The sequence below is a fragment of the Castellaniella sp. MT123 genome, from assembly GCF_039614765.1.
GTDB lineage: Bacteria > Pseudomonadota > Gammaproteobacteria > Burkholderiales > Burkholderiaceae_B > Castellaniella.
In genome coordinates this window covers 2306216-2320104 of record NZ_CP154879.1, presented here as the reverse complement: position 1 = coordinate 2320104, position 13889 = coordinate 2306216, and the positions used below count along the sequence as shown (strand labels likewise).

At 65.0% G+C, this 13889-nt stretch carries 13 protein-coding genes; 6 read left to right on the top strand and 7 right to left on the bottom strand.

Annotation, left to right across the window (positions count from 1 at the left end; translation table 11 throughout):
* Positions 1-69: 69 nt before the first annotated feature.
* Positions 70-867: a class III extradiol ring-cleavage dioxygenase gene (locus ABCV34_RS10895; RefSeq protein WP_345796250.1), complete on the bottom strand. Its 798-nt coding sequence runs from the start codon at positions 865-867 to the stop codon at positions 70-72.
* A gap of 201 nt (positions 868-1068) precedes the next feature.
* Between ABCV34_RS10895 and pyrE the strand changes: the two genes are divergently transcribed.
* Positions 1069-1737, top strand: a complete 669-nt coding sequence (gene pyrE / locus ABCV34_RS10890; RefSeq protein WP_345798764.1) for an orotate phosphoribosyltransferase — start codon at positions 1069-1071, stop codon at positions 1735-1737.
* 48 nt (positions 1738-1785) lie between these two features.
* On the opposite strand, the gene gatB is transcribed toward pyrE, so the two are convergent.
* Genes gatB through gatC form a run of 3 tightly spaced genes read right to left on the bottom strand, consistent with a single transcriptional unit; the run spans position 1786 to position 5076 of the window.
* Positions 1786-3240, bottom strand: coding sequence for an Asp-tRNA(Asn)/Glu-tRNA(Gln) amidotransferase subunit GatB (gene gatB, locus ABCV34_RS10885; protein WP_345796249.1), 1455 nt, complete (start codon positions 3238-3240; stop codon positions 1786-1788).
* Positions 3240-4763, bottom strand: a complete 1524-nt coding sequence (gatA, locus tag ABCV34_RS10880; RefSeq protein ID WP_345796248.1) for an Asp-tRNA(Asn)/Glu-tRNA(Gln) amidotransferase subunit GatA — start codon at positions 4761-4763, stop codon at positions 3240-3242. Before gatA ends, gatB begins: the two co-directional genes overlap by 1 nt.
* A gap of 4 nt (positions 4764-4767) precedes the next feature.
* Positions 4768-5076, bottom strand: coding sequence for an Asp-tRNA(Asn)/Glu-tRNA(Gln) amidotransferase subunit GatC (gene gatC / locus ABCV34_RS10875; protein WP_345796247.1), 309 nt, complete (start codon positions 5074-5076; stop codon positions 4768-4770).
* Between the two features lie 254 nt (positions 5077-5330).
* On the opposite strand from gatC, the gene ABCV34_RS10870 reads away from it, so the two are divergent.
* From ABCV34_RS10870 to rodA, 5 genes are read left to right on the top strand one after another with little or no spacing between them, the layout of a single operon-like run.
* Complete coding sequence (locus ABCV34_RS10870) at positions 5331-6374, top strand: rod shape-determining protein (protein WP_323018576.1); 1044 nt, start codon at positions 5331-5333, stop codon at positions 6372-6374.
* A 36-nt stretch (positions 6375-6410) separates the two neighbouring features.
* On the top strand, positions 6411-7295 hold the full coding sequence (gene mreC, locus ABCV34_RS10865; RefSeq protein ID WP_345796246.1) for a rod shape-determining protein MreC: 885 nt from the start codon (positions 6411-6413) through the stop codon (positions 7293-7295).
* Between the two features lie 25 nt (positions 7296-7320).
* On the top strand, positions 7321-7842 hold the full coding sequence (gene mreD, locus ABCV34_RS10860) for a rod shape-determining protein MreD (protein WP_345796245.1): 522 nt from the start codon (positions 7321-7323) through the stop codon (positions 7840-7842).
* A gap of 9 nt (positions 7843-7851) precedes the next feature.
* Positions 7852-9912 (top strand): penicillin-binding protein 2, encoded by a 2061-nt coding sequence (gene mrdA / locus ABCV34_RS10855; RefSeq protein WP_345796244.1) that lies wholly within the window; start codon positions 7852-7854, stop codon positions 9910-9912.
* Positions 9909-11084, top strand: coding sequence for a rod shape-determining protein RodA (rodA, locus tag ABCV34_RS10850; protein WP_345796242.1), 1176 nt, complete (start codon positions 9909-9911; stop codon positions 11082-11084). Before mrdA ends, rodA begins: the two co-directional genes overlap by 4 nt.
* 65 nt (positions 11085-11149) lie before the next feature.
* Here the strand turns inward: rodA and mutY are convergent, their stop codons facing one another.
* Genes mutY through ABCV34_RS10835 form a run of 3 tightly spaced genes read right to left on the bottom strand, consistent with a single transcriptional unit; the run spans position 11150 to position 13871 of the window.
* The gene (gene mutY / locus ABCV34_RS10845; protein WP_345796241.1) at positions 11150-12295 is read right to left on the bottom strand and encodes an A/G-specific adenine glycosylase; all 1146 of its coding nucleotides are present in this window, start codon (positions 12293-12295) and stop codon (positions 11150-11152) included.
* Complete coding sequence (locus ABCV34_RS10840) at positions 12295-13203, bottom strand: ABC transporter permease (protein ID WP_345796240.1); 909 nt, start codon at positions 13201-13203, stop codon at positions 12295-12297. The genes mutY and ABCV34_RS10840 overlap by 1 nt, the downstream gene beginning before the upstream one ends.
* A complete protein-coding gene (locus tag ABCV34_RS10835; RefSeq protein WP_345796239.1) occupies positions 13200-13871 on the bottom strand; it encodes an ATP-binding cassette domain-containing protein in 672 nt (223 codons plus the stop codon). Before ABCV34_RS10835 ends, ABCV34_RS10840 begins: the two co-directional genes overlap by 4 nt.
* Between the last annotated feature and the right edge of the window lie 18 nt (positions 13872-13889).

The following is a 13889-nucleotide window of genomic DNA, read 5'->3' as shown; positions in this document are numbered from 1 at the left end:
GTGCTCCGGTGATTCGTCGAAAGTCGGACTGTACCGCATGGACGGCTGCGCCTCGTGCGAGGCCTAGTTTTACCCGAACCGATAACTGGAGATGGTGAGCCCGCCGGCTGCCTGGGTTTCGTGGTGAAAGCGGTTGGCCGGCTCGTCGCCCGCCGCGCCGCTGGCGACGAACAAGGGCACGAGGTGGTCTTCCATCGGATGCGCGATGCGTGCCGCAGGGGCCTGTGCCCAGTGCTCCAGCCGGCTGAGGCGGTCGGCGGCGGACGCCCCGCCCAGCGCTTCATGCAGCCAGGCGTCGAACAGGGCCGAAGGCTGGCGTCCTGCGGGGCCAAACAGACGCAGATTGTGGAAGCTCAGGCCACTGCCGACGATCAGGATGTTTTCATCCCGCAAGGGCTGCAGCGCCGCCCCCAGCGCATGATGCCAGGCCGGGCCGAAGCCGGCATTGATGGACAGCTGCACCATGGGAATCCGGGCCTGCGGGTACATGACGTAGGCAGGCACAAAAGCGCCGTGATCGAAGCCGCGGTCGGGATCTTCGGCGATGTCGATGTGATGGTCCGTCAGCAGGGACCGCACGCGCCCGGCCACCTGGGGGGATCCCGGCGCAGGGTAATGAATGTCGTAGGTCTGCGACGGAAAACCGTAGTAGTCATAGAGCATGCCGGGCTGCGGATGGCTGCCGACCTGCACCCCGTTGCGTGTGATCCAGTGCGCCGAGATCATCAGGATCGCGTCGGGCGGTTGCGGCAGCGTCGCGGGGATTGCCTGCAGTGCCTGGGTCAGCACGGCATAGGAAGCCGTCATTTCGGGCATCCAGGGCCAGGGGCCGCCGCCATGGCAGATGAAGTAGACAGGTTGGCGCATGATGAACGCGGATCCGCAGGATTAGTGAAAGTACCCAACTTGCTTCTGATTTGAAGCCTCAAAGGTCAGTTTAGTATAAAAAAAATGGATTATCGGCTTGCCTGTCATCCTTTCTCATGGATGCGCCTCCCAGGCTCGACATGAGCCAGGCATGGGAAATGTCGGATAATGGCGGCTTTACCGAATTCGAGATCTCTCATGATGCCCGGCACGCATGCCCTTGCTTTCATCCGATTCGCTCTGGAACACGGGGTGTTGCGCTTTGGTGAGTTCAAAACCAAGTCGGGACGTGTGAGCCCCTATTTTTTCAATGCGGGCCTGTTCAACGACGGGGCCTGCGTGGGGCGATTGGGCAGGTTCTACGCCGAGGCGCTGGTGCATTCCGGGCTGGAATTCGACATGCTGTTCGGGCCGGCATACAAGGGCATCCCACTGGCGACAACCACTGCGGTGGCTCTGGCTGAACATCCTGTGTTGGCGGGGCGCCGCATACCGTTCGCCTTCAACCGCAAGGAAGCCAAGGACCATGGCGAGGGTGGTGTGCTGGTCGGGGCGCCGCTTGCGGGGCGCGTCGTGATCATCGACGACGTGGTCACGGCGGGCACGTCCGTGCGTGAATCCGTGGGGATGATCCGCGCGGCCGGCGCACAGCCCGCCGCCGTGCTGATCGCCATGGACCGCATGGAACGCGCGGGCTCGGAGGGCAATCTGTCGGAACATTCCGCCGTGCAGGACCTGGAACAGACCTACGGGATTCCCGTGATCAGCATTGCGTCGCTGGCCGATGTCATCGGGCTGCTGGATGGCGACCAGGAACTGATCGCCCACCGCGACGCGGTCATTGCGTACCGCGAACGCTACGGTATCTGACGGCGACGGGCTTGCCGGCCGGATGCGGCGCACCCGGCGCGGTCTGTCTCAGCCGAGTTTTCGCAGCAAGATGTCGTTGACCTGTTGGGGGTTCGCCTTGCCGCGCGCGGCCTTCATAACCTGACCCACCAGCGAATTGAAGGCTTTCTGTTTGCCTGCGCGGTATTCCTCGACGATGGCGGGATTGGCCGTCAGTACCTGATCGATCATGGCTTCGATGGCCCCGGTGTCGCTGATCTGGCGCAGGCCCCTGGCCTCGATGATCGCGTCGGGATCGCCGCCGGATTCCCCCGCCCACATGGCCGCGAACACGTCGCGGGCGATCTTCGTGGAAATCGTGCCATCCAGGATGCGGGCGATCAATGCCGCCAGCCTTGCGGGGGGCACCGGCGACTGGATGATCTCCAGACCGTCCCGGTTCAGCGCCGCGGACAGTTCGCCCAGGATCCAGTTGGCAGCCAGTTTCGCCTGACCGGCCGGCAGGGCCTGCGCGGTGGTTTCGAAATAATCGGCGACGGCACGGTGCAGCGTCAGCTGGGCCGCATCGTAGGCGCTCAGGCCCAGGTCGGATTCGAAGCGGGCCCGCTTGGCGGCGGGCAGTTCCGGCATCGCAGCGCGCACCTGCTCGATCCATTCGGGTGAGACGATCAGCGGGGGCAGGTCGGGGTCGGGGAAGTAGCGGTAGTCGTCCGAGTCTTCCTTGGTGCGCATGGCGCGGGTCTCATCCCGGTCCGGATCATACAGGCGCGTCTGTTGTATGACTTTGCCGCCGTCTTCGATCAGTTCGATCTGGCGGCGGACTTCGTACTGAATCGCGCGTTCCAGGAAGCGGAAGGAATTGAGGTTCTTGATCTCGCAGCGCGTGCCGAATTCCACCTGCCCGCGTGGGCGCACCGAGACATTCGCATCACAGCGGAAGGAACCTTCCTGCATGTTGCCGTCGCAGATGCCCAGCCAGACCACCAGGCCGTGCAGGGTGCGGGCATAGGCCACGGCTTCGGCCGCCGAGCGCATTTCGGGCTCGGTCACGATTTCCAGCAGTGGTGTGCCGGCGCGGTTCAGGTCGATGCCGCTGGAGGATTCCCCGTGTGGGCCCGTGAAATGTTCATGCAGGGACTTGCCGGCGTCTTCTTCCAGATGGGCGCGGGTCAGGTTGATCGTGTGTTCCTGTTCGCCCACGAAGAAGGACAGCTGTCCGCCGATCACAATAGGCAGCTCGAACTGACTGATCTGGTAGTTTTTCGGCAGGTCGGGGTAGAAATAGTTTTTCCGGGCGAATACCGAACGGTGTGCCACCTGGGCGCCGATCGCCAGGCCGAACCGAATGGCGCGTTCGACCGCGCCCCGGTTCATGGCCGGCAGCGAGCCCGGCAGGGCCATGTCCACGGCGTTGGCCTGGGTATTGGGCTCGGCACCGAACCGCGTGCTGCTGCGGGAAAAGATTTTCGACTGTGTGGACAGCTGGGCGTGGGTTTCCAGCCCGATGACGATTTCCCAATCCATTATGCGTGTTCCGGTGTGCGTTGGTGCCAGTCGGTGACTTGTTGGTAGCGGTCGGCCAGGGCCAGCAGCCGGCCCTCGTCGAAATAGCGGCCGACGATCTGCAGTCCGATGGGCAGGCGGCCTGATTCGCCGCCGAAGCCGCAGGGGATGGACATGCCGGGCAGCCCTGCCAGGCTCACGCCCAGGGTGTAGATGTCGCTCAGCCAGTCGGCGATCGGGTCCTGGCGGTTGTCGCCGATGCGGCGTGCCACGTCGGGGGTGACCGGACCCATGATGACGTCGCAGTCCTGGGCCAGGGCGCGCTGGAAGTCATCGACGATCATGCGCCGCACGCGCTGTGCCTGCAGGTAGTAGGCGTCGTAATAGCCGTGGGACAACACGTAAGTACCCACCAGGATACGGCGGCGGACTTCGTCGCCGAACCCTTCGGAACGCGACCGGCTGGTCATGTCGAACAGGTCGGTGTATTGGGCGGCGCGATGGCCGTAGCGTACGCCGTCGTAGCGCGACAGGTTGCTGGAAGCCTCGGCCGGTGCGATCACGTAGTAGGCAGGGATGGACAGCCGGGTGCGGGGGAGTGAAATGTTCACCCGGACGGCCCCCAGGGACTCGAATGCCCGCAGCGCGGATTCAATGGCGGCACCGACGGCCGGCGCCAGGCCTTCGTTGAAAAATTCGCGCGGCACCCCGATACGCAGGCCCTTCAGGGGTTGTGTGCCGGCGGCCTGGAACGCCGCCTGGGCCGCATCGAAGTCGGCCTGGATGCGGCCGGTGGCATTGGGGCGGCCGTCGCAGGATTCCAGGCTGGTGGAGTCCTGGGGATCGAAGCCGCTCATGGCATCGAGCAGCGGCACCAGGTCGCGCGCGCTGCGCGCCAGCGGCCCCGCCTGGTCCAGGCTGGAGGCGTAGGCAATGATGCCGTAGCGCGAGACCGTGCCGTAGGTGGGTTTGATACCGCTGACCCCGCAGTAGGCGGCGGGCTGGCGCACCGAGCCCCCGGTGTCGGTGCCGGTGGCGCCCAGTACCAGGCCGGCGGCCACGGCGGCGGCGGAGCCGCCCGACGATCCACCCGGGATACGGTCGGTATCCCAGGGATTGCGTACCGGGCCGAAGGCGGAATTTTCGTTGCCTGAGCCCATGGCGAATTCGTCGCAACTGAGCTTGCCCAGCGACACCGTGCCCGCCTGGCGCAGGTGGTCGACGACGGTGGCGTCGAATGGGCTGACGTAATCGGCGAGCATCCGGCTGGCGGCCGTGGTGCGCCAGCCGCGCGTGACGAACAGGTCCTTGTGCGCAATGGGGATGCCGGTGAGCGGGCCCGCGTTGCCGCCCGCCAGCGCCTGGTCGGCCGACCGGGCCTGTTCCAGCGTCAGGTTGTCGTCGACGTGCAGGAAGACGTTGGGATCGGCGTGCGTGCGGACGGCCCGCAGGGCATCGGTGGCCAGTTCGACGGCGCTGACGCGGCGGCTGCGCAGGGCATCGCCCAACGCCTGGATACTGTGAAATTCGGAAAGCTGGGTCATGGCATCATTCGATGACGGTGGGCACGAGGAACAGCCCCTGGTGCGGGGCCGGCGCGTTGGTCAGGCAGGCGTCGCGCTGTTCGGTGGACTGGGCCGGGTCGGCCTGGTCGTCGCGCAGCCGCAGCGCGATATCCTGGTGGGCGGCCAGGGGGTGCGCCATGGGTTCGATGCCCGTGGTGTCCACAGCCTGCAGTTCCTCGATCAGTCCCAGGATGCGGGTCAGTTCCTGCTGGGCGCGTTGTTGGTCGTCGGATTCCAGCCGCAGGCCCGAGAGTCGTGCGAGCCGGGTGATGTCCTGTTCGGTGAGTGCCATGTCGTCGTGCCGGAGAGGCTGCCATGGACTGGCAGCCGGATGAATGTGTGCGGATGTGTCCGTGGTGGGTAAAAGCGCCAGTTTTGCAAAACTTTTCCCTCAATTCGAGGCATGTCCATTGAGGATTATAAGTTATCATTACCGATTCCATGCGGCTTGCTCGGCCTGTGCCGCTGTGCTGGCGGTCTGATGCAGACGGCGCCCCGGTCTCTCGCGCGGAAGAATCTCCCTCCCCCTATTTTATTAGTGCGCCCATGTTCGGATTCCTACGCAGCTATTTCTCCAGCGATATGGCGATCGACCTCGGCACGGCAAATACGCTGATCTATGTCCGCAGCAAGGGCATCGTGCTCGATGAACCGTCGGTCGTCGCCATCCGCCACGACGGCGGCCCCAACGGCAAGAAAATCATCCAGGCCGTTGGCCGAGAGGCCAAGCAGATGCTGGGCCGCGTGCCGGGCAACATCGAAGCCATCCGTCCCATGAAGGACGGCGTGATCGCCGACTTCACCGTCACCGAGCAGATGCTCAAGCAGTTCATCCGCATGGTGCATCCGCGCAGCATGCTGGCCCCCAGCCCGCGCATCATCGTCTGCGTGCCCTGCGGCTCGACCCAGGTCGAGCGCCGCGCCATCCGCGAGTCCGCGCTGGGCGCCGGCGCCAGCCAGGTCTATCTGATCGAGGAACCCATGGCCGCCGCCATCGGGGCGGGTCTGGCGGTGTCCGATGCCAGCGGCTCGATGGTCGTGGACATCGGCGGGGGCACCACCGAGGTTGCCGTGATTTCCCTGGGCGGCATGGTCTACAAGGGCTCCGTCCGGGTGGGTGGCGATAAATTCGATGAAGCCATCATAAATTACATCCGGCGCAATTACGGCATGCTGATCGGCGAACCCACCGCCGAACTGATCAAAAAAGAAATCGGGTCCGCGTTTCCGGGGTCCGAGATCCGCGAGATCGAGGTCAAGGGCCGCAACCTGTCCGAAGGGGTGCCGCGCAGCTTCACGGTATCGTCCAACGAGATCCTGGAATCCCTGACTGATCCGCTCAACCAGATCGTCTCGGCGGTGAAAACCGCACTCGAGCAGACGCCGCCGGAATTGGGTGCCGACATCACCGACAAGGGCATCGCCCTGACCGGCGGCGGTGCGCTGCTGCATGATCTGGACCGCCTGTTGCAAGAAGAAACCGGCCTGCCTGTGGTGGTCGCCGAAGACCCCCTGACCTGCGTGGTGCGGGGCTGCGGCGAGGCACTGGAACACCTCGAGCGTCTGGGCGGGGTTTTCATTTACGACTGACCGGATTGATCGGGTGGCAATCGCTGCTTATTCGTCATGCGTGAACCGGGAACGCTAAGGCTCTTCAAGCGTGGGCCCAGCGTGGAAGTCCGCCTGGTCCTGCTGCTGGTAGTGTGCCTGGCGCTGATCGTGACCGATGCGCACTGGCCGGTCCTCGGCCGGGTGCGCCAGGCGGTCTCGATGGTGATCTATCCGTTCCAGCGGGTCGTCCTGGCACCGCGGGATGCGCTCGAATATGTGGACAGCTGGTCGCATGCGGCCACCCTGGCGCGCGAAGAGCAGGACGCCTTGCGCCGCCAGCAGATCGAGATGGCCCAGCTGGTGACGCATGCCGCCCAACTGACCACGGAAAACGAGCAGTTGCGCCGGCTGCTGAACGTGTCCGAATCGATTTCTCAGCGGTCCGTGGCGGTGGAAGTGTTCTACGTACCGCCCAATGCCTTCAGCCACAGACTGATCTTCAACAAGGGGTCGGAAGCGGGCATCGCACCAGGCATGCCCGTCATCGACGAGGGTGGGGTGGTCGGTCAGATCATGCGCGTCACGCCGTTCACTTCCGAAGCCGCGCTGCTGATCGACGACCAGGTCTCCATTCCCGTCCAGGTGCTGCGCAACGGGCTGCGCCTGATTGCATTCGGCAGCGACGAGGTCGGCAAGCTCGAAGTCCGCTACCTGACGGAAAACATGGATGTACAGCCGGGGGATTCCCTGGTGACCAGCGGGATCGGTGGCTTGTTTCCGGCCGGGCTGTCCGTCGGGAAAATCCAGAAGGTCGATCGGGATCCGGGCACGGGTTTCGCGATGGCTATCGCCGAGCCGCTGTCGCACCCGGAACGCTACCGCCATTTCCTGGTGCTGCGTGTGGATGTCTCGAAGGCGCTCAAACCCGATGAGGTGGCCCATGCCCTTGGCGACAACTAGGCGGCCGGCGCGAAATTCCTCGCTTATGGCTTTGCAGCCGGTTGATGCGGCGCCTTTCCATCGTCCTTCGTCCGCGTGGCTGGTCTGGGGGTCGCTACTGCTGGTGTGGATGGCGTCATTGCTGCCCTGGCGGCTGTGGCAACCCGTGCCCGACGTGCTGGTGCTGGTGCTGGCCTTCTGGTGCCTGCACGAGCCGAGCCGGGTGGGGCTGACGACCGCATTCGTCCTGGGGCTGCTGATGGACGTGCATGATACCGGGCTGCTGGGGCTGCATGCCTTGTCCTACGTGCTGGCTACCTATGGGGTCCTGCGTCTGCAACGTCGTCTGGAACATTTCGGCATCTTGGTGCAGACACTGCACATCATCCCGGTGCTGGTGGTGGCCGCTCTCGTTCCGCGGCTGCTGGGCGCCTGGCTCAATGGCCAATGGGTGGGTTGGGACTGGCTCTGGTCGGCGCTTATCACCGGACTCCTGTGGCCTCTGGCCGACGTGCTTTTGCTGCTGCCACAGCGCCGTCTCGACGGCGACGATGTGGGCGCGGTCTGACGGCGCGGCATGTTCGAGTTCCGCAAGACCGGCCTGCGTCAGCGCCAGACGGTGCTGTTGCGAGCCTGGGTGGCGGGGCTTTTTGCCTTGGTGTGCCTGCTGCTGCTGGCGGGGCGCCTGTGGTATCTGCAGGTCATCCGCTATGACAATCTGTCGGCACGCGCTGAACAGAACCGCATCACGATCGTGCCGATTCCGCCCCAGCGCGGGCAGATTACGGATCGTCATGGCCAGGTACTGGCCACCAACCAGCGCGACTACACGCTGCTGGTGACGCGAGCGCAGGTCAAGGGCAAGCTCGAGGACCTGCTGAACCGCTTGCGGGAACTCGTCTACATCAGCGATAGCGACCAGCGCAAATTTCTGCGGCTCTACCAGCAAAGTGGTCGCTATGCGCCGGTGCTGCTGCGCAACAATCTCAGCGATATCGAGGCGTCCTGGTTTGCCGTGCATGCGTTCGAGTTCCCTGGCGTGAGCCTTCAGGCCCGCTGGGTGCGGTCCTATCCGGAGCACGAGTCCGCCGCTCACGTGCTGGGTTTCGTCGGCCGCATTTCCGAGGCGGACCAACAGCACCTGGAGGAAACCAGCCAGGAAGGCAATTACCGCGGCACCCTGGTCATGGGTAAAAAGGGCATCGAGAAGACCTGGGAAAAGGCCTTGCATGGGCGCACCGGGGTCGAGGAACTCGAAGTGACCGCCACAGGCCGGCCCGTGCGTGAACTCAGCCGCACCGACCCGATCCCGGGCTCCAATCTGGAACTCTCCCTGGATGAGGGTCTGGAGAAGCTCGCCGAGGCCCAATTCGCCGGCCGGCGAGGCGCGCTGGTTGCGATCGCGCCGCACACCGGCGAGGTGCTGGCATTCGTGTCTTCTCCGTCTTTCGACCCGAATCTGTTCGTGGACGGGATCGACGTCGAGAACTGGCGCAAACTCAACGATTCGCCGGATCATCCACTCATCAATCGTCCGTTGTACGGTACATACCCGATTGGTTCGACCTACAAGCCGTTCGTGGCTCTGGCCGCCCTGGAAATGGGCCTGCGTGGACCGCAGGACCTGATTCCGGATCCGGGGTATTTCGAGTTGGCCGGACAGAAATTCCGCAATGCGGGTGGCGCGGCCTACGGACCCACCAACATGCACAAGGCGATCATGGTGTCTTCGGACACGTACTTCTTTTCGCTGGGGGCCCTGATGGATGTGGATGCCCTGCATGATTTCAGCAAGCAGTTCGGGTTCGGCCAGATTACCGGCATCGACCTGGACGGCGAGCGGCGCGGCGTGCTGCCTTCGCGCGAGTGGAAGCGCAAGGCATACAAGAAACCCGCGCAGCAGCACTGGTTCCGGGGCGAGACCGTATCCGTGACGGTGGGGCAGGGCTACAACGCGTTCACACTGCTGCAGCTGGCGCAGGCGACCGCTGTGCTGGCCAACGACGGCGTCTACATGAAGCCCCATCTGGTGCGGCGCATCATCAATCCGGTGACGGGCCACTTTACGTATCCGGTGGTGGGACCCCAGTACACGATTCCGCTCAAGCCAGCGTATCTGAAGGTCGTTCAGGATGCCATGGTGGACGTGATCCGCAAGGGCACCGCCAGGCGCGCCTTCGAGGGTGCGACCTATCAGGCGGCGGGCAAGACCGGCACCGCCCAGGTCTACAGCCTGCGGGGAGCCAAGTACAAGGCCCATGCGGTGGATGAACGCCTGCGCGATCATGCCCTCTTCATGGCCTACGCGCCGGTCGACGATCCCCAGATCGCTGTCGCCCTGATCGTGGAAAACGGCGGCTGGGGCGCATCGGTTGCGGCGCCCATCGCCCGGGCGGTATTCGATTATTGGCTGGACCCGGCCCAGGTGGCCGAGCGGCGGCGGCAGTTGCGCACGGAACAGGAGTCCCGGAAGGTGGTCGATGCCGTGACCTCGTCCGGCACAGGGGCCGGCACGGGGCCGCTGCAACCCGTGCCCGATGCGGCGCCGGCGCCGGATGAGGAAGGCACACCAGAGCCCGCGCCCCTGCCCGATGCCGAAACGCCCCCCGAGGACGGCGCCCAGGAGGATTCGCCATGAAGATCATCGTGCTGATGGCACGCCGCATGCTGGCGGTGCTGGACTGGCCGTTGCTGATTCTGCTGGTGTTGATGGCCCTGGTGGGTATGGCTACCATGCACTCGGCGGTGGGTAATACCGACTGGCGCTTCGCCGACCAGTTGCGCAATTTCCTGATTGCCTTCGTGGCAATGTGGGCGGTCGCGCTGATGCGACCGGCATTCATCATGCGCACCGCACCCTATTTCTACGTGGGCGGGATCGTCCTGCTGACGGCGGTGACCCTGTTCGGCGTGACCAGCAAGGGCGCCACTCGCTGGCTGGACCTGGGCTTTGGACGCATCCAGCCCTCCGAGATGATGAAGATCGCGGTGCCGCTGATGCTGGCCTGGTATTTCCAGCGCCAGTCCGGCGACCGGTTCCGGCTGCGCGACTTTCTGGTGGCGGGTTTGCTGCTGCTGGTGCCGGCGGGCCTGATCATCGAACAGCCGGATCTGGGGACGGCGCTACTGGTGCTGGCGTCGGGATTTTGCGTGATTTACTTCGCCGGTTTTCCGTTCAAACTGCTTGCACCGGTTGTGCTGGCGGTTGTCGTGGGGCTGGGGACGCTGGTCTCCTATGAAGATCAGATCTGTCAGCCGGACGTCGATTGGGTCGTGCTGCATGATTATCAGAAGTACCGGGTCTGCGTTCTGCTGAATCCCGGCTCCGATCCCCTGGGCAAGGGATTCCATACCATCCAGTCCATGATCGCGGTCGGTTCCGGCGGTGTCTACGGTAAAGGCTACATGCAGGGAACGCAGAGCCACCTGGATTTCATCCCGGAACGGACGACCGACTTCATTTTTGCCGTTTTCGCCGAGGAGTTCGGCCTGTACGGAGGCGTGATGCTGCTGGCGCTTTATGCGCTGATGGTGTTGCGCGGCCTGACGATCACCGTGCGGGCACCCACGCAGTTCGGCCGTCTGCTGGGTGGGGCCATGTCGATGATGATGTTCATCTATGTATTCGTGAACATTGGCATGGTGACCGGGGTGCTGCCCGTCGTGGGCGTGCCCTTGCCCTTCATGAGCTACGGGGGCACGGCCTTGATGACGCTGGGGATCGCCTGCGGTCTGCTGATGAGTATCGGGGCGTATCAGCCACGATATGGCAGCGATGCCGACCCGCGCTGGGAGTCTTCCGGGCGGTGACGGCCTGCCGCGCGAAGACAATCTCTGGTGTCAGTGTCGGGCGCGGCCCGTTGCCGAACCTGCGCTCATCCGGATGAGCGAACTGTCCGCTCGTATAGGCTCAGCAATAATCGGGCGATGGGCGCGGGCATTCCCGTGTCCGCCAGGGTGTCGATCGAAATCCAGGATGACAGACCCGCATCGGGCGGGATTATGGCGGGATTGGCGCCCCGGCGCGAGGCGCCGGGCTTCGGGTGCTGCGCAGGCATGGCTGACAGGGCCAGGAACTTTGGCGGCGGGCCAGCCAGTCGCAGGCGCACCGGCTGTAGCAGTAGCCGGAAGTGCGTGAAGACGTGCTCGATCGCAGCCAGGTTCTGGACCGGCCCGTCCAGAGGGACACAGGCGGCCTCCAGCGCGGCGCGGTCGGGGAATATGGGCGGTGCCCACAGGCCGCCCCAGATGCCCGCGTCAGGGCGGCGCTGCAGCCAGATGTGGTCTTGGCATTCGGCGATCAGCAGCCAGCAGTGATGTCGCGGTTGTTCACGCCGCACGCGCGGCGTGGGCAGCACGTTCTGCAGGCCTTGCAGGCGGGCTGCGCAATCGGGCGCCAGCGGGCAGCGATCGCAGTCGGGAGTGCCTCGGGTGCAGACCGTGGCACCTAGGTCCATCTGGCCCTGGGTGTAGGCACGCATGTTCAGGCTGGCGGGCGCGGCGTCCAGCCAGGCCTGCGCATGGCGCCACAGGGTCTGCATCGTTCGTGCGGACGTCGGGTCGCCTTCCAGTGCCAGGTAGCGGGTCAGCACACGACGCACGTTGCCGTCCAGGATCGGCGTCCGTTCCTCGTGGGCGAATGCCGCGATCGCGGCCGCCGTCGAGCGGCCGATACCGGGAAGTTCGGCCAGCGCCACCGCCGAATCGGGAAACTGGCCACCATGGTCGTCGCGCAGCACCTGGGCGCAACGATGCAGATTGCGGGCGCGGGCGTAATACCCCAACCCGGCCCAGGCCTGCAGCACGGCATCCAGCGGCGCATCGGCCAGCGTCCGGACATCGGGGAAGCGGCCGAGAAAGCGTTCGTAGTAGGGGATGACGGTGGCCGCCTGCGTTTGTTGCAGCATGATCTCGGACAGCCAGATCCGGTAGGGATCGTGTGTCCGCTGCCAGGGCAGGTCGTGACGCCCCGCCTGCGCCTGCCAGGCGGCGATGCGGGAGGCCGGGTCGGACAACGACATCAGAACTGGGTGTGGCGGGTCACCGACAGGCGTGCGGCGACCGCCCCCATGATGACCACGAGGAGGCCGGACAACAGCAGATCCGCTGTGTCGGGCAAATGCATGGTCCAGTCGATTCCATAACTTTCGGCAAAGCGCCCCAGCAAAGTGTTCAGCGGCGTCAGCGCCAGCCAGGCGAGCAACAGGGAGAGCAGGCTGGCGGCCAGCCCTGTGAGCGCGCCCAGATACAGGAAGGGACGGCGCACGAACGATTCGGTGGCTCCCACCAGCCGGGCGACCGCGATTTCATTGCGCTGGGTCAGGGCCTGCAGGCGGACCGTATTGAAGACTGTAGCCAGCACGACCACCAGCACGGCGATGGCAAGCAGCCCCAGGCCGACCTTGACGAAGGACAGCAGGGATTCCAGGCGCCGGACCCATTCGCTGTCGAGCTGGACGTGATCGATGCCGGGCCACTGGCGCCAGGTGTCGGCCAGCGCCTGGGCTTCGCGGGCGGGGGCATCAGAGTCGCGCAGGGTGACGATCAGGGCATCCGGCAGAGGGTTGTCGGCCAACGCGTCGAGCGCCTGGGCCCACGTCGGGTCGGCCCGCAGCTGGGCCATCGCCTGATCGCGCGGCAGCAGGCGCGCCTGCGAGATCTTGTCGCCGGCCTGCGCGCGCAACCGCTCGAGCAGGGCCTGCTGCTGGGGGGCCGGCGTGCCGGGGCTCAGGAACAGGGTCAGTTCCGGGGCGACGGCCAGCTGCCGCGCCAGCGGCTGGCTGGATTGCAGCACAGAGGCCCCCAGGATGGGCACCGTAAGCATCAGGGCGATGACGACGATGTTGGCCAGAGACGAGAACGGATGCAGCCACAGGCGGCGTAGCGACACCTGCAGGGCATAGCGATGATGGCGCAGCCAGCGGTTCATGCTGGAACCCCCGTCAGATCGGTAAAGCGGCCCGCATCGATGTGCAGCGTGCGCTGGGCGTATCGGGCCATCAGGTCGGTATCGTGCGAAGCGATCAGGGTCGTGACGCCGACCTGATTGAAATCGCGGAAGACGTCCATGATGCGGGTGGCGCTTTCATGGTCCAGATTGGCTGTGGGTTCGTCGGCGATCAGGATGGCCGGCCGGCCCACGATGGCGCGCGCAATCGCGAGGCGCTGCTGTTCGCCACCGGACAATTCGATGGGCCATAGAGTTTCCTTGCCGCGCAGGCCGACCTTTTCCAGTGCGGCGCGTGCCCGTGTGCCTGCGGTGCCGGGGTCGAGCCCCTGGACAGCCAGGGGAAGCAGGACATTGTCCAGAGAGTGACGGTCGAACAGCAGGTGGGCATCCTGCAGGATCAGGCCGACCGTACGGCGCAGATACGGCAGACTTCGGGACGACAGCTTGTCGATGCGGTGTCCGTTGACGGTGACGGATCCCCGACTGGCCGGTTCAAGCCCGCCCATCAGTTTCAGCAGTGTGGATTTGCCCGCGCCCGAGGGGCCGGACACGAAGATGAATTCACCCGGGGCGACGTGAAAATTAACGTCGGCCAGGATGTTGCGGCCGCGTCCATATGACTTGAAGACGTGCTGAAATTCAATCATGCGGTTCCTGCGGATCGA